At 35.3% G+C, this 21789-nt stretch carries 22 protein-coding genes and 2 tRNA genes; 11 read left to right on the top strand and 13 right to left on the bottom strand.

Annotated elements, in window-relative coordinates:
- Positions 1 to 107: 107 nt before the first annotated feature.
- From KM149_RS09005 to KM149_RS08995, 3 genes are all read right to left on the bottom strand, one after another.
- On the bottom strand, positions 108 to 3218 hold the full coding sequence (locus KM149_RS09005) for an SdrD B-like domain-containing protein (RefSeq protein WP_214971887.1): 3111 nt from the start codon (positions 3216 to 3218) through the stop codon (positions 108 to 110).
- Between the two features lie 414 nt (positions 3219 to 3632).
- Positions 3633 to 4235 carry a CPBP family glutamic-type intramembrane protease gene (locus tag KM149_RS09000; protein WP_050331421.1) on the bottom strand — a complete coding sequence of 201 codons (603 nt, stop codon included), beginning with the start codon at positions 4233 to 4235 and terminating at the stop codon, positions 3633 to 3635.
- 6 nt (positions 4236 to 4241) lie between these two features.
- Entirely contained in the window at positions 4242 to 4427 is a 186-nt protein-coding gene (locus KM149_RS08995) for a YkvS family protein (protein WP_016424687.1), read from the bottom strand.
- A gap of 189 nt (positions 4428 to 4616) precedes the next feature.
- Between KM149_RS08995 and lplA the strand changes: the two genes are divergently transcribed.
- Positions 4617 to 5609 carry a lipoate--protein ligase gene (gene lplA / locus KM149_RS08990; protein WP_182281291.1) on the top strand — a complete coding sequence of 331 codons (993 nt, stop codon included), beginning with the start codon at positions 4617 to 4619 and terminating at the stop codon, positions 5607 to 5609.
- 70 nt (positions 5610 to 5679) lie between these two features.
- Here the strand turns inward: lplA and KM149_RS08985 are convergent, their stop codons facing one another.
- A complete protein-coding gene (locus KM149_RS08985) occupies positions 5680 to 5898 on the bottom strand; it encodes an IDEAL domain-containing protein (RefSeq protein ID WP_016424689.1) in 219 nt (72 codons plus the stop codon).
- Between the two features lie 238 nt (positions 5899 to 6136).
- On the opposite strand from KM149_RS08985, the gene KM149_RS08980 reads away from it, so the two are divergent.
- The 3 genes from KM149_RS08980 to KM149_RS08970 all read left to right on the top strand — a co-directional run bounded on the left by KM149_RS08980 (position 6137) and on the right by KM149_RS08970 (position 7242).
- Positions 6137 to 6763 carry a competence protein ComK gene (locus KM149_RS08980; RefSeq protein WP_050331419.1) on the top strand — a complete coding sequence of 209 codons (627 nt, stop codon included), beginning with the start codon at positions 6137 to 6139 and terminating at the stop codon, positions 6761 to 6763.
- Between the two features lie 314 nt (positions 6764 to 7077).
- Positions 7078 to 7152 (top strand) — tRNA-Asn (locus tag KM149_RS08975).
- Between the two features lies 1 nt (position 7153).
- Positions 7154 to 7242, top strand: a tRNA-Ser gene (locus tag KM149_RS08970).
- 229 nt (positions 7243 to 7471) lie between these two features.
- Here KM149_RS08970 and KM149_RS08965 read toward each other — a convergent pair.
- The 6 genes from KM149_RS08965 to KM149_RS08935 all read right to left on the bottom strand — a co-directional run bounded on the left by KM149_RS08965 (position 7472) and on the right by KM149_RS08935 (position 11016).
- Positions 7472 to 7819 carry a tyrosine-type recombinase/integrase gene (locus tag KM149_RS08965; protein ID WP_342589314.1) on the bottom strand — a complete coding sequence of 116 codons (348 nt, stop codon included), beginning with the start codon at positions 7817 to 7819 and terminating at the stop codon, positions 7472 to 7474.
- Positions 7732 to 7971 (bottom strand): site-specific integrase, encoded by a 240-nt coding sequence (locus tag KM149_RS08960; protein WP_241415318.1) that lies wholly within the window; start codon positions 7969 to 7971, stop codon positions 7732 to 7734. The genes KM149_RS08965 and KM149_RS08960 overlap by 88 nt, the downstream gene beginning before the upstream one ends.
- A gap of 841 nt (positions 7972 to 8812) precedes the next feature.
- Positions 8813 to 9229 carry a hypothetical protein gene (locus KM149_RS08950; RefSeq protein ID WP_182281036.1) on the bottom strand — a complete coding sequence of 139 codons (417 nt, stop codon included), beginning with the start codon at positions 9227 to 9229 and terminating at the stop codon, positions 8813 to 8815.
- A 78-nt stretch (positions 9230 to 9307) separates the two neighbouring features.
- The gene (locus KM149_RS08945) at positions 9308 to 9892 is read right to left on the bottom strand and encodes a hypothetical protein (protein ID WP_214970185.1); all 585 of its coding nucleotides are present in this window, start codon (positions 9890 to 9892) and stop codon (positions 9308 to 9310) included.
- Positions 9893 to 9943: 51 nt separating this feature from the next.
- Positions 9944 to 10318 carry a toxin gene (locus KM149_RS08940; protein ID WP_182281038.1) on the bottom strand — a complete coding sequence of 125 codons (375 nt, stop codon included), beginning with the start codon at positions 10316 to 10318 and terminating at the stop codon, positions 9944 to 9946.
- A gap of 287 nt (positions 10319 to 10605) precedes the next feature.
- Entirely contained in the window at positions 10606 to 11016 is a 411-nt protein-coding gene (locus KM149_RS08935; RefSeq protein WP_060830135.1) for a YolD-like family protein, read from the bottom strand.
- Positions 11017 to 11167: 151 nt separating this feature from the next.
- On the opposite strand from KM149_RS08935, the gene KM149_RS08930 reads away from it, so the two are divergent.
- From KM149_RS08930 to KM149_RS08920, 3 genes are read left to right on the top strand one after another with little or no spacing between them, the layout of a single operon-like run.
- Positions 11168 to 11743 (top strand): GNAT family N-acetyltransferase, encoded by a 576-nt coding sequence (locus tag KM149_RS08930; RefSeq protein WP_214970188.1) that lies wholly within the window; start codon positions 11168 to 11170, stop codon positions 11741 to 11743.
- A complete protein-coding gene (locus tag KM149_RS08925; protein WP_165545710.1) occupies positions 11736 to 12380 on the top strand; it encodes an ABC transporter ATP-binding protein in 645 nt (214 codons plus the stop codon). Before KM149_RS08930 ends, KM149_RS08925 begins: the two co-directional genes overlap by 8 nt.
- Before the next feature lie 2 nt (positions 12381 to 12382).
- A complete protein-coding gene (locus KM149_RS08920; protein ID WP_082165761.1) occupies positions 12383 to 13147 on the top strand; it encodes an ABC transporter permease in 765 nt (254 codons plus the stop codon).
- Between the two features lie 174 nt (positions 13148 to 13321).
- Here KM149_RS08920 and KM149_RS08915 read toward each other — a convergent pair whose 3' ends face one another.
- The gene (locus tag KM149_RS08915; protein WP_060830132.1) at positions 13322 to 14260 is read right to left on the bottom strand and encodes a 1,4-dihydroxy-2-naphthoate polyprenyltransferase; all 939 of its coding nucleotides are present in this window, start codon (positions 14258 to 14260) and stop codon (positions 13322 to 13324) included.
- A 171-nt stretch (positions 14261 to 14431) separates the two neighbouring features.
- Between KM149_RS08915 and KM149_RS08910 the strand changes: the two genes are divergently transcribed.
- Genes KM149_RS08910 through menB form a run of 4 tightly spaced genes read left to right on the top strand, consistent with a single transcriptional unit; the run spans position 14432 to position 19065 of the window.
- Positions 14432 to 15790, top strand: a complete 1359-nt coding sequence (locus KM149_RS08910) for an isochorismate synthase (protein ID WP_214970479.1) — start codon at positions 14432 to 14434, stop codon at positions 15788 to 15790.
- Positions 15783 to 17453: a 2-succinyl-5-enolpyruvyl-6-hydroxy-3-cyclohexene-1-carboxylic-acid synthase gene (menD, locus tag KM149_RS08905; protein WP_214970191.1), complete on the top strand. Its 1671-nt coding sequence runs from the start codon at positions 15783 to 15785 to the stop codon at positions 17451 to 17453. The genes KM149_RS08910 and menD overlap by 8 nt, the downstream gene beginning before the upstream one ends.
- A complete protein-coding gene (gene menH / locus KM149_RS08900) occupies positions 17440 to 18234 on the top strand; it encodes a 2-succinyl-6-hydroxy-2,4-cyclohexadiene-1-carboxylate synthase (protein WP_214970194.1) in 795 nt (264 codons plus the stop codon). Before menD ends, menH begins: the two co-directional genes overlap by 14 nt.
- Before the next feature lie 12 nt (positions 18235 to 18246).
- Complete coding sequence (gene menB / locus KM149_RS08895; protein ID WP_016424699.1) at positions 18247 to 19065, top strand: 1,4-dihydroxy-2-naphthoyl-CoA synthase; 819 nt, start codon at positions 18247 to 18249, stop codon at positions 19063 to 19065.
- Between the two features lie 202 nt (positions 19066 to 19267).
- Here the strand turns inward: menB and KM149_RS08890 are convergent, their stop codons facing one another.
- Both KM149_RS08890 and KM149_RS08885 read right to left on the bottom strand, forming a co-directional pair.
- A complete protein-coding gene (locus KM149_RS08890) occupies positions 19268 to 20446 on the bottom strand; it encodes an aminotransferase class I/II-fold pyridoxal phosphate-dependent enzyme (protein ID WP_165545706.1) in 1179 nt (392 codons plus the stop codon).
- Positions 20447 to 20569: 123 nt separating this feature from the next.
- Complete coding sequence (locus tag KM149_RS08885; RefSeq protein WP_050331409.1) at positions 20570 to 21577, bottom strand: acyltransferase family protein; 1008 nt, start codon at positions 21575 to 21577, stop codon at positions 20570 to 20572.
- Positions 21578 to 21789 lie beyond the last annotated feature (212 nt).

The following is a 21789-nucleotide window of genomic DNA, read 5'->3' as shown; positions in this document are numbered from 1 at the left end:
GCTTAGAACTTATGGGGTTTCTTTAGGATAAAGTTGATGTTTTGTAATGAAATGAAGTAGGGGTTTCATTTACAAAATATCGTTACCATATCAGAAAAACGTGAAGATTATTTATCTTGACGGTGACGACGTTTACGTAATAAGAATAAACTACCTAATCCAGCTAATAAAGTACCAAACAGCATACCTTGATTTGAAGAAGTTTGACCGGATTTCGGTAATGCTTTAGATTTTTGCTGTTCATTCATCCCTTCATGATTTGAAGCATTTGATTGAGTCATATGCTGTGCAGGAGATGGAATCGTTTCATGTTGTCCTGGCATTCCTGGTTCATTTGGCATATTTGGTGATGGTTGATTTGGATTACCAGGTTGGTTCGGTTCATTCGGTAATGGTTGGTCCGGATTACCTGGGTCATTTGGTTCATTCGGTGATGGTTGATCTGGGTTACCAGGTTGATTGGGCTCATTCGGTGATGGTTGATCTGGGTTACCAGGTTGATTGGGCTCATTCGGTGATGGTTGATCAGGATTGCCCGGTTGATTAGGCTCATCTGGTGATGGTTGGTCCGGATTACCTGGATCATTTGGTTCGTTCGGTGATGGTTGGTCCGGATTACCTGGATCATTTGGTTCGTTCGGTGATGGTTGGTCCGGATTACCTGGATCATTTGGTTCGTTCGGTGATGGTTGATCAGGATTGCCCGGTTGATCAGGTTCATCTGGTGACGGCTGGTCCGGATTACCTGGGTTGTCCGGCTCATCTGGAGTTACTTTATAAAAGCCACTATCGATAGTCAGATCATTATCATCAACTAGAATCTTTGCTGTCGTACCGTTTGAGTCATTATTTAAAAAGCCTTGACCTGTAATTGTTGGTGTATAACCATTAGGTGTTTCAAAGTCTATAGTATATTCACCTTCTGTAACATCTTTAAATAAATATATACCATTCTCGTCAGTCACTTCTGTACCGATGATATTGCCATCTGCATCTTTAAGTGTAACGGTTACGTTGGCAATACCAGGCTCGTTATCATCTTGAATACCATCTTTGTTTGTGTCTTCCCAAACTTTATCACCCACATTATATTTAGGTTTTTCTGTTCTATAGAAACCTTGGTCAACTGTTAAATTGTTTCCATCACTAATTATTGCTAAAGCATCAGCTGGTCCATCAGAATCTAGAGCGTCATTGCCTACATTTGGCGTAGTTGGTGAGTAATTGTTAGGTGTTTCAAAATCGACTTTGTAAGTTCCGTTAGGTAGATTATCAAAAGAATATTTCCCATTTGCATTTGTCTCTGTCGTTTCAATAACTGTACCATTACTGTCTTTTAATGTGACTTTTACACCCGGGATGCCGAGTTCATCATTATCTTGAATCCCATTTTTGTTTGAATCTTCCCAAACTTTATCACCGAGTGAGTAGACAGCTTGTGAGCCATCAGCTGTACCACTTGAACTACTTTTTAAGATGTTATTATCCCAAGTTAAACGATCGTATTGGCGATATTGATTTTGAGTGTACATCGATGAGCGTAAGTTAAGATCAGCTTTAGAATCAGGTTTTTCCTTACTTGTCACTTTAATAATATAACGTGCACCATTTAAATCGCCAAAATTAATATAGGCTTTACCATTATCATAATAATAAACTTTGAATTGGTTCGTAACATCTTGATACTGACTATCTTCTACACCAAAACTATCATTTAGTTTGTCATTAGGACCGACTTTGAAAATTTGGATTTTAGAATTTTGAGGATCTAATTGACCATTACTTTTAGCTGGATCATCTTGATAAGATTGAAGAGCCACAACTGTTCCGTTAGCTTTGCGTTGCAACGGATTGACATAAATATATTGCTCATAATCGCCTTTATTAGGATCTTCAAGTGTAATCATCGATTTAAGGTTAGAATCGCCAACGTTGTAATATTTACCATAATTTACAGTGATTTGTGTATCTAAACTTTCACCTGCAATTTTGTAGTTCAAAGGATAGACTTTTGAGTCTGTTGCTACTTTACGATCCATAAACTGTGTCAAATTAAACTGACCTGAGATGTTCGTTAAATTATTTACAGCATCAGTAAACGTATAGGTCATACGATGATTTTGAACATCATAATCACCTAGCGCAATCACTTGACCATCCGCATTTTTAATCTTCTCTTGATGCTTAGGGTCAAATCGTGTATCCCCATATACATTGACAGTATTTGGCATTTCAACGGTAAAGTAGTCACCATTTTTTACTTGGCCATCCACGTTAAATTTACTTCTCAAATAATAGCTTCCAGAGTTGTTCGGTTCAATATATGTTTCAGAAGTAGAGATGTCAGTTGCATTAATCTTATCATTTACATTTGACCCTCCTGATGCGACAGGTTGCGCTTCATTTGTACTAACAGCACGCAATTTTGTTGTCCCTTTAACTTTTTTGAGTTCTGAAGATGTCGTAGGTGAAGTTGTCGCGTATACACTTTCTGTAGATGTATTTTGACTGTTCGTGTTAGAAGATTCAACAGGTGGAGTAGGTGTTGTCGTATTCTTTTGAGGAGTACTAGAATTTGAAAGATTTTCTTCTGGTGCATTATTTTGATCTGTTGAATTTTGGTCTTTAGTTGTTTGAGTATTTGTAGGTTGTTCATTCACATTTTGAGTATCTGTTGTTTCTTTTTCAGTAGATGTTGAATCTTGGGATGCTTTAGATTGTGTTTGTTGCTGTTCAGTTGAAGGTTGTTTTTCAGTTGAGTTCGTAGGTTGATTGTTCTCTGTTGTGGCATTTGCAGAATTTGTTGTTGAAGATGAATTTGTAGGTTGCTCACTTTCTGTTGATGCTTTTTCTGGGCTTTGTTGTTCTGCTTGATTTGTGTTTGACACAGATTCTTGATTTTCAGGAGACTGTACATTTTCATTCTGAGTATTTGCGTTATCTTTCGGTTGTGATGCAGACGCTTCTTTAGTTGCATTTTCATCAGCTGAGGGACTGTCGTTATTTGTTTCAGGTTGGGTGCTAGATGCATCTTCGTTATCTGGTGACTGTAACTGGTTAACAGTCACAGGTTGTTGCGTATTTTCTGCCGCAAATGCTTCGTGATGAATACCAAAAAATGCAACGGTACCTATTAAGAATGAGGCGGTGCCTACAGAACATTTTCTAATCGAAAAACGAGAAAGTGTTCTAGCCTTAGTTAGGTAATGCTTGTTCATAAAACTATCATCTCCAAATTCAAATTTATTGATTAACAGATTAATTAATCGTGTAAAAATTCTATCACAACAGATTGTTAATTACAAAGAGTTAAATTAAAGATTTTAATTAAACGCATATATTTAAATAGAAATTTATGATATTTTAAAAAAAGATGTTAAACAACTGTAATGATATTTGTGATAATAAAAAAATATATATTTATTAGAATTAATAGATTTTAAAAATAGGTAGTTTACGAAATCGTCGTAGGTTGAGAATCAGTGCTATTTTTAATTTGTATACGTAAAGTTATAAGGATTTTTGATACATTGAGGCATGATTCTCTATATTTTTGGGGGTGAAGGTAAAAGGGGAAGCGGGTATAAAAAAACAGCAAACGGCCTATAAATCGGCAACATTTGCTGTTGAAATTAACCATGAAAAATTAATAAAATTACAACCGCTACAATTTGGGCTACTGTCGTTGTGACAATACGGCGTGTATACGTATAACTTAAACTGAGGAATAACTGACAAATAAATATAAAGACGACAATCCACCATTGATCAAGGTAGATAAAAAATGAACTAGAAAGTAATGCGCTTATCAAAATTGCAGGCCAATCGCGATGTGTCAACTGCGTGACTGACTTTTGCAAAATTGAGCGAATATAAAGCTCGTGGCAAGGCATAACAAAAAGCAATGTGACGAGCATTTGCCATTTGAAGTAAACCCCTGTCCGCGATAACTGTCGAATTAATGACGTATAGGATAGGTCACTTGTAATCCAAGAAAAAATGACTTGGACAAGGACGAGGACCACACCTGTAATAAGTCCTGTAATAATTGACGTCGTTAAACGCTTAGATTCAAAATCACGTTGGTAAAAAACATAACTAATTCCAGCAATCAGCATGATGCCCGTATACAACTGCCAATAAACTTCATGTTCACCCCACATGATAAATAATATAATGTGAAAGGCAATAAAGCTGAGTATAAACCAAAGTAGCGACTTATTTATTTTTTTCATACGAATTTATCCTTTGTGTTCAATAATTTTATATCTTTTATGGTTAATAACGGTTTTTTCTGGTAAATCTAACTGATTAAAGTTCTCCATAATTGTTAAGTCAACAATAACAGAATTGTCGTTAATCTTTTCCACTTTTCCTTTTATACCATCATAGAATTCTACAATATCTCCTATTTCAGCGATTGTCATTATCGTAGCCCCCTTTAGAAATTAACTAGCATTTATTGTACTAAAATTTACATTTTAAATAAACAATTTACGTCATTTTTCCTAAAATAGTTACATTATGAGAAATTTTAAGGTGAATTATTGGAAAAAACAACTGGAATCGTGCATAACTGAGATAAGGGCATATTTTGGGAAAGGAGCGTACGTATTATGAAATTTATTAGTAACAACAATCATACCGATCCAACTTTAAATTTAGCTATGGAAGAGTATGTGTTGAAAACAGTGCCGATGGACGAAGATGACAGCTATTTTTTATTTTATATCAATAGACCTTCTATTATTGTAGGGAAAAATCAAAATACAATAGAAGAAGTGCACCAACCTTATATTGACGCACATCACATTGATGTGGTAAGACGAATTTCAGGCGGTGGTGCGGTTTATCATGATTTTGGGAATTTAAACTTTAGTTTTATTACTAAAGATGATGGAGATAGCTTTCATAACTTTAAAAAATTTACTCAACCTATCGTAGAAGTATTAAAAGAATTAGGCGTGGCAGCAGAGCTAACAGGGCGTAATGATATTCAAGTTGGGCAAGCGAAAATATCGGGTAATGCAATGGTCAAAGTTAAGGACCGGATGTTTAGTCATGGTACCTTGATGTTAAACAGTGAATTGGATGAAGTTCAAAATGCATTGCGTGTTAATCCAGCTAAAATACAATCTAAAGGTGTTAAATCTGTTCGAAAACGTGTGGCGAATATTCAAGAGTTTTTAGATGAGCCATTAGATATTGAAACGTTCAAATCAATTATTTTGAAAAAGCTGTTTGGCGATGCCGAAGTAGAATCCTATCCATTAACTGAAGAAGATTGGAAAAATATTGAAAAACTAAGTAATGAAAAATATCGAACATGGGACTGGAATTATGGCAAAAATCCTAAATATAACTTTGAGCGAGAACATAAGTTTGACAAAGGGTTTGTTCAATTGAAGTTAGATGTGAAAAAAGGGCGCATTGCGCATGCCAAAATATTCGGTGATTTCTTTGGTGAGGGGGATGTCACAGATTTAGAAAATGCGCTCGAAGGTGTTTCTCATCATAAAGATGCGATTGAAGAGGCGCTAAAAGATTATGATATGTACCATTATTTTGGGGATATTCCACGAGACGCATTAATTGAGTTAATGGTATAAAAATAACAGGACTATTCATTAATAAATGATGGATAGTCCTGTTTAATTTGGAAGTGAATGTGTGATGGAATTACTCAACGTTAACTTCCTCCAACTTCAAATATTCTTGAGTGTACATGTTAAATGCCTGTTCATTTCTATCAATCAGTGCAGCGTCAATTAATTGTTGAAGCTCTCGCTTTCTTTGATTTTTTAAAGCTTCTTCAATGACAAGTTCAACACCAAGCTGGTTAATTGTGTGTACAGAATTTACAATAAAATGTCTTTTTACATCTGTTTGGTTTTCCATGATGTGTCACTCCTTTGTGTATTGTGTATGAATTAAGTTATTAAACAGTATAACGAATGAACCTATAAAACGCAATAAGTTTTCTGAATTTTTAAAGTAATTAAGGCAGAATTTTAACATATTTGTGTAATGAAACATATTTAGTAACTAATTATCATTGACTTACATTAAGATAAACATATAATAAGTATTAGAAAGAGAGAACCTACACCTTTTGACGAATAGGAGGGGTTCTAATATGAACCATAAATTTAATTCAGCCTACGCCATTTGTAAAGGAGATATGTTTCTTAGACCTGTCGATGGACCTGACGGTATTCTCATGAGCACAGAGGTTTTCAGATATGATGGTGAACAGTTTGTTGTTCATGATCGCACACAGCGTATCATGGAAAGAAGTTGTAGGCATTATGGTGAAACCTATGCAGGAAGAAAAGGCCAAGCGAAGCGTATTGCAAGTATCTCCAATAAAACACCAATTTTACTCACTCCCATTTATCAAACTTATTTTTTCCCCACACATTCCGATAGAGTTCCCGAAAACTGCTGGATTAACATGCATTATGTAGTCAAATTAAAATCGATGAAAGGATCGCGCTGCAAAGTTACTTTTGCGAATGAACAATCCATTATTTTAAATGTTTCTCATCATAGCATTAAGCATCAATTTTTAAATTGTATTTATTTCGCTTATTTGATGGGAAGATCTAATCAAGTCCAAACGCATAATCCAGAGAAACCCATTGATTATAGCCAAGAGCGCTTTAATATTTTTGAAGCTTTGTCTCAATATGCATTATTAGAAAAAGCTAAAAAAGACATGAGCGAGAAGAAAAACAATGATAGTCATTTTTTAAATCTTTAGAAAACACCGCATAGTTTTTCGTTTAGGCTGCTTGAACCTGAATGACTGTGGCCGAGTAGCCTAAACTAATATTACATAGCAACATGTAGATTTTTAGCATTATCGCCATAAATAGGTTAAATTAAACATTTTAACAGTGCTTGGTTAGAAGCGGAAAGTTAAGCCAAAGTGCGTTAGGGTGAGATTTTTTAAACAAAGTGTAAAGATTACAGAATATCTATCCGCATAGTGTAAATGTTCTATTAACTTTTTTACAAATTTCTCTTGATTTCTTCATTGATGTTGCTATAATTGTATTTGTGATTGAAAATTAATCCACAGTAGCTCAGTGGTAGAGCTATCGGCTGTTAACCGATCGGTCGTAGGTTCGAGTCCTACCTGTGGAGCCATGGAAACGTACTCAAGTTGGCTGAAGAGGCGCCCCTGCTAAGGGTGTAGGTCGCGAAAGCGGCGCGAGGGTTCGAATCCCTCCGTTTCCGCTAGATAGAAAACAATGGCTAATATTTGTTTTCTTAAAACTATAACGAACGCTGTTGCGACGGCGTTCTTTTTATTTTTTCAAATATCTGTTAGTATCTGTTTTGAAATAGAATGGTCAAATCATGGTAAAATAAATGATATTTTCATCTTTTTAGTCTCTCGTTGACCAAATTTTGACCAGTATAAGTCCTTCAGTGCTTTTGTAACTTTTTCAACTTCTGTTTCTTTTTAGCCATCTAATAAACGACTATATATACGCCATGTTACTTCAATATTTGAATGCCCTAATCTTTTACTAACGTATTGAATTGATAAGCCATTAGCCAATAACATAGAGGCATGTGTATGTCTTATTGCATGTGAAGTGAAGTTACCTAACGAGTTTTGGATTAAAAACCTTTGGAATGTCTTAGTTACAGCATTATGTGTGATTAGTCCTGAACCGGTGTTAAAAATGTATTTGTCGTTAATATTGCTTACTTTGCTATTCAAAACACTTTGAATGTATGTAATATCTTGTGACGCGACTGTAACCGTTCTATCAGATGACTTTGTTTTTGTTCCTGGTAAGTGTATGGTATTTTTTTATAATCAATATCCTTAAAAGTTAATTTTTGTACTTCTCCAAATCTTCCACCAGTAATCAATAATATTAACAATACTAAGTAAGATGCTTGATTGCTAGATTTACTATACTCTTTTAATTTTTTAAAATCTTCATGTTTCATAAATTTTAACTTCTTCTTTTTTGGTGACTTGTATTCATAAATAGGGCATTTCACGTTGAATCTTTTGAAATAAGCTCATCATTTAAAGCGTCTTTTAAAAGCTTGTAAAAAACAATTATTTAATTTACGAACACTGTCTTTCGTTCTTCTTTGTTTTCTTCCACCAACATATTTACCTTCCGAGTATTCTTTTAACATTTCGCGATATTTAATTTGAGAGACCTCAGTTATTGGTATAAGTCCGAATTTTTATTCAAACACATTTATCGCATTATAATATCGGTTTAAAGTTGATTGAGTAACAGTACCTTCTTTGTTTATTTTTTATCCATTCATCAAAATAGTCGACAAAAGGTTGTTTTTTGTTAACTATTATATTATTAGAAGCTTTATCATAAGCTTCATTATATGCTTTCGTAGCTTCTTTCTTTGAGTTGAACCCTGCTTTTCTATACCGTTTTTTTGTTATATCTAAAGTCGTAAGCCTATTTTCCGTTTCGTTTTACTACAGTCATTATAGTTCCTCCCTCAAAAAAATAAAAAGGGTACGAGTGTACCCAGAAATTACATTCTTGAATTGCTGTTTATAATGTCATATAATGTATTTAAGATAACTCGAGAAGGATTAGCTCTGGGTCCCTGAATGGGGGTAGGCGAAAGCTGAGAATTCCTATGACCCTGGGGTTATCTTTTTTTATTTGCTTTTTTAATGTTACTAATTATATTTGGATCGTTTTTAATTTCTTTACACTTTTTTAATAATCGTTTTTGTAAATTTTCTCTCTCCATCCCTCAAACCTCCAATCCAATTAAAAAGGGTACGCGTGTTAACTTTGAATCATTATTGAGTATCATTATTTATAATTTCAGAAACGCTATCATTGTATTCTTCTTGTGGTAGTCCATGAAAATCTTTTTGTATAGTAAGTTCCTCAATTTGTCTTTGAGCCTGTTCAGACATTCCCTCTGTACTAAAATCAGTGGGAGGCATACTATTTAAATCAACTTTTTGTTTTTCGTTTTGTTGAAATTGTGCGTTTTGCTGAGGAACGTAATTTTGTGATGTTTGTTGTTGCGGTTGTTTTGCAACTTCTTTTTCTTGCTTTTCTTTATCTTTTTTCTTTTTATTTTCCTTATCTTTATCAACTTTCTTTTCTTTCGATTGATCCTCTTTTTTAGGTTCTTCCTTTTGCTCGTTATCTCCACATGCAGACAAAACTAAAATACTAGCAAACAATAAAAGCATTAACCTTTTCATATAACACACTCCTTAAAGTTTTTTATATAAAGCGCACAAGGGCACTAAAATTAAAGGGTAGGTGGGTTACCCTGAAAATCATTCGAAACTTGAAACTATAAGGCTTTTCACTTTCCCCTCATCAGTTAGTGATAAAGTAACATAATAATCCTTATTTAAAGACTTGGAATGATATTTTTGTTCTGTGTCTGATTTATTAGAAACAAATTCAGTGTCTTTTGCCATCAAATCTTTCGCATGTTCATTCAAAAAGTTTTTATCTGTATTTTTATCTAATGGTAAATTAGAAAAATCTTTTTCAGCTTGTAATATTTTATCCTTATCACTTAATACATATGTCATATCTTCAATAACCACAGGATTGTTATCGTTATGCTTTCTAGTTAACTTTCCATAAACCGTGTTATCTTCAGGAGTAATTTTTTTCTTTTTAGTTTCGGATGTTTTAGCTTCTTTCTTTTCTTTTTGTTGAGTTTTTTTCTCGTCTTGTTTTTTAGATTGTTCATCTGTTGCTTTTTGTGTTTGTGTTTCAGTATCGCTCTTCTGTTTATCTTCATCGTTGCCAAACAAGGCGCTGCAACCACCAAAAACTAAAATAATTAACACAATGATACCTAGACAACCAAGACAACCTTTTTTGTTTTCATCTTTCTTCTCTGACATTCACATGCCCCCCTTAAGAATGAATTTTATTAAACGCATAAAGCGAATTCATCAGGTTTCTAAATTTTTATATATTATTAATGGTTCAAACTCTATTATGTATTTACCATATCGAGTTCTTAAACCGTATTTTTGTTTATAATGTTGTATGGTATCTAGTACAAAATCTTTAGTGACTTCAAAATATGTAGCTAAATCATAAATATTTTGCACACTATAATCAAAAGCGTTTATTAAGCCTTGCAATGTAATCACTGATTCATTTGCATGGCGTCGCGCTTTTAATTCGAATTTACAATTAAGTATATTAGATTGATCTAAGATGTTACCTGCAGAAATTTTATAATGTGCAATTTCTTCGGCTAAAATTTCGTGCTTCTGATAGGTTTTTAAGCTTTCTATCAACAAGAATAACGTCGTTGTCATAAAATCCTTTGAAGTTACCAGGAAGATTATATTTGTCCTTGATGTCGATATGGTCAGCTTTGAATACGTTATAAAAATTGAGTGCGCATTTTGTACTATCTGATATCAAGTATAGTACTTCATGTTTTCTTTTTTTTATTGTAATAAATATGTAGAAAATAAAATAATTGCCAAAATTTCGGGTATATTAATGTAGGACACGCGAGATGACGTGCATTTTAATGTATGAGTAGCAAGATGAATTATCGTGATGGTTTTCTTAACGATAGGATTATTTTTATTTTATATTATTCGACGCCGTAAAGTTCATTTAAGCCAATTGTGAGTTGATCGGTACGTCGTTCATTCGCAATGACCAATATATTTTCTAATGTGTTAATGCTTGCAATGTAGCCTTGAATGGTATGAATCTGTCCAGAACGCCAATAGCTAATTTGAGTGAAGGCGTTTTTAGCAATTTTAAAATGCAACATTTGATTGATTTCGTTGATTTGATCTTCGCTTAAATCTGGGCGGTCGATTTTTAGTTGATTGGCTTCGAATTGTTTAATCTCTGAAAATTGTTCGGGTAGTGTCGCAAAGGGCGCCCATTTCACAATACCGCGTCCTTTAGGGATGCTCGTATTTAAATATTGTCTAGGAATCTTTCGATAATCAGTTTCAGATTGATACGCAGTCGGCAGTGTTTTATCTTTCATTGGAAATCACCTCACATCAATTATAGAACATATGTTCTGTTTTGTGAAGTAAAATTAGAACGTATATTTGCTAATTTAAATTATTTATTTTAAATCTTGCGTTATATAGACTAAAATATAAAGGGATTACATAGAAGAGGTGTGGAGAATTATGATTAGAAAAGCAACATATGAAGACGTACATGCGATTGCGGAATTGACCTACATGATATGGCAAGATATGGAATTGGAAATTGTGCAACGTTATGCTAAATCGACCGTCATCCATGCACTGATGAAAAGTATTACGGATGTACATTATCGAAATGCATTGGCACATGTTCATGTCTATGAGGTGAACCAACAAGTAGCAGGTATGATTGTGGCATATCCTGGGAAAAATGAAGCACAATATGAAAAAGAATGGGAGCGTTTACAGTTTGATACGCCTATTGAACTTGAACATACGACGCCTTTACCTGTGTTAGAGGCAGATGAAGGTGATATTTATATTGAATCAATTGCGACATTTCCTGAGTTTCGAGGACGTGGTATTGCGCGTCAGTTAATGCGCTATCTTTTATCATATGATAATCATGCTACATGGGGGTTAAATTGTGAATATATCAATGAAAAGGCATATCAACTCTATCGAAAAATGGGCTTTGAAACAGTAAAAGATAAAATGTTGTACGGTCATCGTTATCGCTATATGAAATATAAAGGTGGGAACAAAATAGATGCTTGACGTGAAAAATGTGAGTTACTGTATCGATGATCAGCGAATTTTAGATCGTGTCAGTTTCCGTGTAGATCAAGGTGAAGCGATTGCGGTTGTAGGACCTTCTGGCAGCGGAAAAAGTACACTATTAAGAATAGTAGCTGATTTGATTAGTCCAACGGAAGGAACGATACAGTTTAAAAATGAGCCTTACGAAACATACGAACCAGAAGCTTTAAGACAAAGAATTAGTTATTTACCACAATCGGTTGAACTCTTTGGTGATACGATACGAGATAATCTCATTTTTCCATCGCACGCACGAAAAGAAGGATTTGATAAATCCCGTGCGAAATTTTTATTGGATGCGATGGGGTTGAAAAAGTATAAACTTTCAGACTCTGTTCATCACATGTCCGGCGGTGAAAAACAGCGCGTGACAATCGCGCGTCAATTGATGTTCAAACCAGATTTGCTTTTACTGGATGAAGCAACGAGTGCATTAGATGATATTAATAGCAAAAAAATCGAAAAGTTTATTTTTGATTTAGTCAAAGAAGGAATGTCTGTGATGTGGATTACACATAATACAGAGCAAAGTCACCGTCATTTTCATCGACAACTTGAAATTACAAACGGCACCATTACAAAGGAGGAACAATGATTATGATGAGTACAACTTCTTTGTTGTTAACGTCTTTATTGTTATTGATTCCGATACTAATTTCTTTTAAAGAAAGATTGCACATCGCGAAAGATTTAATTGTTGCTGCGATACGTGCAGTGATTCAGTTGGTCATTATTGGTTATTTGTTAGAATTTGTCTTCAAATTAGAACAAGTATGGATTGTTATCGCTTTAATAGTAGTCATTATGATTAATGCTGCAGCGAATACGCGAAAACGTGCTTCAAAAATCATGCATCATGTTTTTTGGGTTTCGTTTGCTGGAATAATGACAGGTGCTGTCCTTTCTTTAGGAGGCGTTCTGTTAACAGGTGCGATAAGCTTTAAGCCGAATGAAATTATTCCGGTTGCTGGTATGGTAGGGAGTAATGGAATGATTGCGATTAATTTGAGTTATCAAAATTTAGATCGGATTTTTACGAAAGAGACAGAATCTATTGAGGCAAAACTATCGTTAGGTGCGGGACCTTCATTAGCTGCAAAAGAGGCAATTAGAGAGAGTATTAAAGTAGCAATTGTTCCGACAATTGACTCAGTAAAAACATACGGGCTAGTCTCTATTCCAGGAATGATGACTGGGCTTATTATTGCCGGCGTCCCACCTTTACAAGCGATTAAATTTCAACTCATGGTTGTTTTTATTCATACAACGGCAACGATTATTTCAGCGCTTGTTGCAACTTATTTAAGCTATCGACAATTTTTTAATTATCGCCATCAGTTAATTCAAATTAAGGCGGATTAAAACATTTGTATATATCGCTATATATCATTACAATGAAATTGATAGTCTACAAGAGACTTTTGAAAAAAAGAAAAAGGTGGGAAGTGAAATCTCATGATTGAAGCGAGATTTCGTACTTCCACACCCGTCGTGATTTAAAAATACATCACATAAAATGAATGCGTACTGGATGTTTTATACGCCACCCAGTAAAGCGCTGATATAAATGCCTAATGCATACAAAACACCGAAAAATGTATTTGTTTTTCCTGCTGCTGCCATTGCGGGCATCATCGTTTGTGGTGTATCGTTCTTTTTAAAACGGCGATAAACTTTGATTGGCAGTGGAAAACTTAATAGTGCAAGTAAATAGAAGAGAGATCCACCATCTTTGAAAAGTGCCGTATAAATCACGAATAGATATGCTAAAATGTAGCATGCTGCCATAAAAATAAGCGAGCCACGTTTGCCTAATAAAATAGGTAATGTACGACGACCACTTTGTTTGTCTTTGACGCGGTCACGAATATTATTAGCCATATTAATGAGGCCGATAGTAATTACAATTGGAATGCTAATCCAAAAAGCATAGTTTTGCAGGTTGCCTGTTTGTATGTAAAATGCGATGACGATAATAATCATCCCCATGAATACACCAGAGAATAATTCACCTAGGGGCGTCCATGAGATTGGGAATGGCCCACCTGTGTAAAGGTAGCCTACTGCCATACATAAAAGTCCAACAGGTATTAACCAAAATGAAGTTTGGATTGCTAAGTAAAGTCCAAGTAAAGCTGCGATGACGTAAAAAATGAGTGCGAGTCTTAAAACGTGCTCAGGTGTCATGCCATTACGGACGATGGCACCACCGATACCAACTGACTCATGATCATCTAAACCTTTTTTAAAGTCATAGTATTCATTAAACATGTTCGTAGCAGCTTGGATGAGTAGGCAAGCGACCAACATTGCTAAGAATAGACTAAAGCGTAGATGATCTTCGCTGCCTAATAAAAAAAGTTTAGCAGTTGCAGTTCCAACTAAAACTGGAACAACAGAAGCGGTGAGTGTATGTGGGCGCATAAGTAGCCAGTATTTGTGAAATGTTGAATGCTTTTCAAATTCAGTCGCCATATCAATAACCTCTTTTTATAATATTTATAATACATGGCTATTATAAATAAATTTTACTATTAAATCAATAATAATATTATAGGAAAGGCACTTGCGCACACAACGACGATTAAAAATGTTAGAATGGAGTAATGGATGAAACTTGATTATGATGAAAGAAGTGAGAATGAGATGACTGTTGACGTCTGTGAACAGGCAATCATGGATGCGGTCAAACAAACAACACAGCAATGGGTTTCGATTGAAGTGAAGTTGCAAAAACAATTGGATCCGATCACGTTGTTTGAAATGTCAAAAGAAGATGCAGGAGATCGTTTTTACTTTCAGTTAAATGATAGTAAAACAGCTTTTTTTGGTTACCGTGTTGCAACAAAAATTAAAAATGATTTCACAAATAAACGCTCTATTTTTAAAGAATGGGAAAAGTTTAAAGACAACATTGCACTAATCCATCCTGATTCTGAGCGCCATCATTTGCGAATTTGTGGGGGGTTTCAGTTTTCTACAAAGCGTCTAGGGGATGAATGGCGCCGTTTTGGTGTGAATCACTTTATTTTGCCTGAAGTTTTAATATCACAAGTAAACGATGAAACGTTTTTAACCTATACAGTGCAGAAAGAAACGTTTTCTATAGATCAATTTAATGCGCTATTCGATCAATTGAATCATTTAGAAACAATCGAAATAAAAGATACGGCACCGCCACCGGTGAAACGTATGGAAGACATATATAAAGATGAGTGGGAAGCATTAGTTGCAAAGACAACAGAACAGTTAGCTCATGATGAAAAAATTGTGTTATCGCGCAGACGTATGGTGCAATTTGATGCAGATTTAAGTATTCCAACGATACTTTATCGGGCGTTACAAAATGAAAAAAACAGTTATCTATTTGTTTTAGAATCCGAAGAAGATGTCTTTATATCTCAAACACCGGAACAATTGTTTAAAGTTACAAACGGTGAATTATCTACCAAAGCCGTTGCGGGAACAATTCGTCGTACGCATGATGAAAAATTAGACCAAGCACATGTCGAAGCTTTTCTTAAAGATGCAAAAAACTTAGTTGAGCATGAAATTGTAGTCGAAAGCATACTTGAAGATATACGACCTTTTACGACACATGTCGATTATAATAAGGAACCTAAAATTTTAAAAAATGATCATTTATATCATTTATATACAGAGATGGGTGGTCCACTTGCACAAAAATCATATATCGAATTGATAGACGACTTGCATCCCACACCTGCACTTGGGGGATACCCGAAAGCGCGTGCATTAGATTATATTGAAGCGCATGAATTCGGCGCACGTGGTTTATATGGGGCACCTGTAGGCATGATTGATATGTATGATGATTGTGAGTTTATTGTGGCTATTCGTTCGATGTTAATGAACCGACATCAAGCCTTGCTTTTTGCTGGCGCAGGTATTGTTCAAGAATCTAATGCAACTGAAGAAGTAGCAGAAACAGCTTTAAAATTTAAACCAATGATGGAGGCACTAGGGGTGACTGAATATGACTAATCAAAGTGATTTAACAGAACAAGTTTTTCATTTCGTTTCTGAGCTCTATGCGTATGGCTTGCGAGAAGTCGTGATTAGTCCAGGTTCTCGTTCAACACCAATCGCTTTGGCGTTGGAGTGTCACCCTGAAATTAAAACATGGATTCATCCAGATGAAAGAAGTGCTGCTTTTTTTGCACTAGGATTAATGAAGGGAAGTCAACGTCCAGTTGCAATCGTATGTACTTCTGGTACTGCGGCTGCGAATTATGTCCCTGCCATAGCAGAAAGCCATATTAGTCGTCTGCCACTTATCGTATTAACGAGTGATAGACCACATGAGCTTCGAAATGTAGGGGCACCACAAGCCATTAATCAAGTGGGGATGTTTCAAAATTATGTTCGGTTTCAATGCGATTTGCCAATAGCAGATGGTACGATGCATATGACTGAATTCAATGCATATCAAATACAAAAAGCGAGCCAATATTTTGACGGACCACAACAAGGGCCTGTCCATTTTAATTTGCCGTTTCGCGAGCCGCTTACACCTGATTTATCACGTTTAGACTTACTGAAAACAGAGACGTATGACCGTCCTAAATATCAAAAAGCAATAGATTTAAGTAGTATTGAAAAAACATTGAAGCAAGCGAAAGGCTTAATTGTCGTTGGTGATATGCAACATCAAGATATATCACAAATTTTAACGTTTGCTACCGTGTATGATTTACCGATACTAGCTGACGCATTAAACGGCATACGTGCCACACAACATCCAAATGTGATTGCAACCTATGATTTACTTTTGCGTGCTGGACTTGAAATTGAAGCCGATTTCGTTATTAGAGTAGGAAAGCCGGTCGTATCTAAAAAATTAAATCAATGGTTGAAAACAACAAATGCGGATCAAATTTTAGTTCAAAACAGCTCAAACGTAGATGCATTTCCTAAAAAACCTAATTACTTTTTTGAAATGTCACCGAATGACTTTTTTAGAGCTTTAGGTGAGGTGCCTGGTACATATCGTAAAATGTGGCTAAGTCAATGGCAAAATATGGAAGAACAAGCCCGTTTAACGATTATTGAGCATCAAAAAAATGCTAATGATGAGTCTGCATATGTGAGTCAGTTACTGGATAAATTAACAGATGAAGATTGTTTGTTTGTAAGTAATAGTATGCCAATACGCGATATTGATAATTTATATTTTAATCAGCGCGGTCGTATTTATGCTAATAGAGGTGCAAACGGAATAGACGGGGTTGTTTCAACTGCTTTAGGTATGGCTGTCCATCAAAAAGTAACATTACTTATTGGTGATATTGCTTTTTACCATGATATGAATGGTTTACTTATGTCTAAACTAAACGACATTCATATGAATATTGTGCTACTCAATAATGATGGGGGTGGTATTTTCTCATATTTACCACAGAAAAAGAGTGCTTCCCAACATTTTGAACGCTTATTCGGGACACCTACAGGGTTGAATTTTGAATACACTGCGTTGCTTTATGATTTTAATTTTAAGCGTATTCAAGACTTACAGGCATTTGCGTATGCTAATTTGACGACGATGACGCCAACATTGTTTGAAGTGATGACGAATCGTGAAAAAAATTATGACGCCCATCAAAATCTTTATCAGAAATTGAGTGAAATTGTAAATGTTACATTATAATTGGCATCGGGCACAACAACCGACCGACAAGGTTTTAGTATTGCTACATGGGTTTATTAGTGATCAACGCACATTTGATTCACATATCGAGAGATTGACGAGAGAAGCGGACTTAGTTTGTGTTGATCTTCCGGGACACGGCCAAGATCAATCTCCTACAGATATTCAATGGGATTTTGATTGGATTGCTTCTGAATTGCATATAGTGCTTCAACAATTTGACAGCCAAGCTATTTATTTACATGGCTATTCAATGGGGGCGCGGGTAGCACTTTATTATGCACTCAATCATGCTTCATTGTTGTCAGGTTTAATACTCGAAAGTGGTTCTCCAGGAATTCAAGATCCTGTTGCACGTCATGAGCGACAACAAGTGGATGCAGCACGTGCACGTGTACTTGAGATTGCAGGGCTCGAAGTATTTGTGAATGATTGGGAGAAGTTGCCATTATTTCAGACACAGAAATGGATGCCTGAAGTGAAACAGCTTCAAGTTCGACAGTTAAGAATGGCACAGAACGCGGCAGGCTTAATTAAAGCTTTAACAGATTACGGAACGGGCCATATGCCGAACTTATGGAATCAGTTGAATACTTTGGAGTTACCTGTGCAATTAATTGTTGGTGAATGGGATGAGAAGTTTGTATCGATTGCACATCAAATGAAAGTGGCGTTACCTAATGCGAGTTTAGAAATTGTAGAGCGTGTAGGGCATACAGTTCATGTGGAAGATTCACCCAAATTTGATACAATATTATTGGAGTTTATTAAAGGTTACTAGAGGAGGCCAACCATGGAAAGACAATGGGAAACATTAAAAGAGTATAAAGAAATAAAATACGAATTTTTTGAAGGGATTGCAAAAGTCACAATTAACCGTCCGCATGTACATAATGCATTTACACCTAATACTGTACAAGAAATGATTGATGCTTTCACACGTGCGCGTGATGACGAGCGTGTAGGTGTCATCATTTTAACTGGAGAAGGCGACAAAGCGTTTTGTTCAGGTGGAGATCAAAAAGTACGCGGTCATGGGGGCTACGTTGGAGATGACCAAATCCCACGTTTGAATGTATTAGATTTACAACGTTTAATTCGTGTCATTCCAAAACCGGTTATTGCGATGGTTAAAGGTTATGCTATCGGTGGAGGAAACGTTCTTCAAGTCGTATGTGATTTAACAATTGCTGCAGATAATGCACGTTTTGGACAAACAGGACCAAAAGTGGGTTCATTTGACGCAGGTTATGGTTCAGGCTACCTTGCACGTATCGTAGGACACAAAAAAGCACGTGAAATTTGGTATTTATGTCGTCAGTACGATGCACAACAAGCACTTGACATGGGTATGGCGAATACAGTCGTTCCTTTGGCAGATGTTGAAGATGAAACAGTGAAATGGTGTAAAGAAATCATGCGTCATTCTCCAACAGCTTTACGATTCTTGAAAGCAGCAATGAATGCAGATACAGATGGTTTAGCTGGGTTACAACAATTTGCAGGTGACGCAACACTCTTGTATTACACAACAGATGAAGCAAAAGAAGGCCGAGACGCGTTTAAAGAAAAACGTGATCCTGATTTCGATCAATTCCCTAAATTCCCATAAGTTGAAAAGAAGGAAAAGCGATCAAAAATAAAAACCGATGGACTTTTTGTAATCAATGGGTCCATCGGCTTTTTTTAGGTCGTAAAGAGGAGGATAAACGAGCATTTTTAATTATTCTTAAATCGCTCTGATTTTTAGTGAATAAAGTATTTATAAGTAAACAAGCTTATTCAATATTTTAATGATATGTCGATAATGGTGATTATGAGTTGATTAAACGGTCTGCATATTTGCTTTGTAGGTATTGTCTTAAGCGCGCCATACCTTCTTCTAATGACTTCATATCATAGGCATATGAAATACGGACATAACCTTTTCCATAATCCGTAAAAGAAGATCCAGGAACCATAGCGACGCCAACGGTTTCTAAAACATCGACACAAAAGGCAAAGTCATCATCGGTATAGTTTTGAATGTTAGGAAAGATGTAAAACGCCCCTTCAGGTTGCCCTTCTAATTCAAAGCCCATATCTGTTAATGCTTTAATCAAGAAATCACGTCGCTTTACATAAGCAGCATTCATCGTTTGAGGGGCATCTGTAGCCTCAGTTAAAGCAGCAATCGTAGCCATTTGAGCCGGAACATTGGCACAAATACAATTATAAGCATGCATAAATGTTAAGCGATCTATTAAGTATTGAGGACCAGATAAAAAGCCAATACGGATGCCTGTAGCTGAATGTGACTTGCTTAAACCATTAATCAATAGTAACTGGTCTCGGATGGATTCGTATCGTGCAAACGACGTATGTGTAGCGTGAAATGTATTTTCTGCATAGATTTCATCACTAATAATAAAAATCGACAATGTTTTCAAAGTGTCGACGAGTGCTGTCACTTCTGCTTCAGAAAGTATAGCGCCAGTAGGATTAGATGGGTAATTGAGCAGTATCGCACGTGTCTTTGGCGTGATATGTTGTTTGATGAGTTCTGGTGTCACCTTAAAACCGCTTTGACGCGTATCCATAAATATAGGTGTACCACCGAGCGTCTGAATTAAAGGAATATAGCCAGCATAAACAGGTCCTGGAAGTAAAATTTCATCACCTGGATTGATGATACAACGCAGTACAGTATCTAATGCTTCGGAAGCGCCATTAGTAATAATGATTTCTTCAGGGGCATAATGGATATTGAAACGTGTTTGGTAGTATTGAGAGACTGCTTCACGTGTATCCAATCGTCCCTTATTATGTGAATAAGTCGTCTGATTATTTTCAATGGCTGTTTGATATGCCTTTTTAACAATATCGGGCATATTAAAATCAGGTTGGCCAACTGTAAGGTTGATGACATCATCCAACTGATTAATTCGACTCGAAAATTGTCGGATACTCGGTGCTCTTAAATATTTTGCATATGTATTGAGTTCTAATTTCATTTTTAAATCACGTCCTAAAAAAAGAGAAGTTAACATTTAGAATAACATGTGTACGCATGAGAAGCTATCTAAAATGATAGTCAACGATACGTACACATGATCATGTTCTAAATGGTATCTTCTCTAAAAATAAGGTTTAAACTTTGATGGTCGTTGCAAATTAATCATAGGATTAGTCCATTTCGCCACAAAATCACTCGACCATAACCAAACGATGAAGCATGAAAGTACTATATTGTAAAGTAATCCTAAAATTGGTGTATCAATAAAAGGATAAAATTGGTGGCCACGAATGACACCGATAAATAAGCCATGTAATAAATAAACATACATCGTTCTTGACCCTATATAAGTATACCAATGATGGTGTCTTGGAACTAAATTAAAGAAAGAGAACATCGTGACAAAGATAATACCGTATAAAGATAATCTTTTAAGCGGACTCATCAGTAAATGCATGCCGTCCACGTGTTTATATGGTGTACTTGCTAATAACCAGTCCGCATCAATAGGATGAACGATATAAATTACAAAAAAGCCTACTAAAACTAGAATAGAGATAGGGATAAAACGTTTCATCTTAACGAAATGACTAAATTCAATGTTTAATAAATACCCAACATAAAATATAGGGAAAAATACGAGTGTACGTGACCAACTTAAATAGTCTCCTACATTTGAAGAAAAACCTGCTAATAGTGCTACAATGATGGCGATAGGTAAAACGTATTTAGGTTTAAACTGCCGGACAATAACGATAATGACGTTAAAGAAAAACAGTGTTAATAAAAACCATAGTGCAAAAACAGGTTCAAATGGATCTAAGTCTAACTCACTATTTTTTCCTGTAATAAAATAATAAATTGAAAAGAACGCAAAAAAGATGAGATATGGACCTAACAATTTTTTGCCTACTTTTTCTATGTAACCAGATTTACCCACATTATTGGCGAAATAGCCAGAGATGAATAGAAAGGCGGGCATGTGAAAACTATAAATAAGCAAATATAATGCATTAATCGCAATATGAGTATCAACATAAGGCCTAATTAAATGTCCTAAAACGACAAGAAATATTAAACCAGCACGTGCATTATCAAAAAATGCATCTCTTTTTTTTACAGTTGTCATAAATAGGTGACTCCTTTTAACAATCTCATAGTTAATGTATTATAAATACCTTCAAAAATGCAATGAAAATGTATATATGATAAATTAATAGCATACTTATTTTATACAATGCCCAAACAAAAATAAAAAAGAACTTTGAAGCATAAGATTATTTTATTTTGCAAAACCTCATCGACTCACGGTTTAAATTCTACTATTTTTGTGGTAAATTG

The sequence above is a fragment of the Staphylococcus coagulans genome (assembly GCF_022557135.1).
Lineage (GTDB): Bacteria > Bacillota > Bacilli > Staphylococcales > Staphylococcaceae > Staphylococcus > Staphylococcus coagulans.
This window is presented reverse-complemented; position numbering and strand designations above follow the sequence as displayed.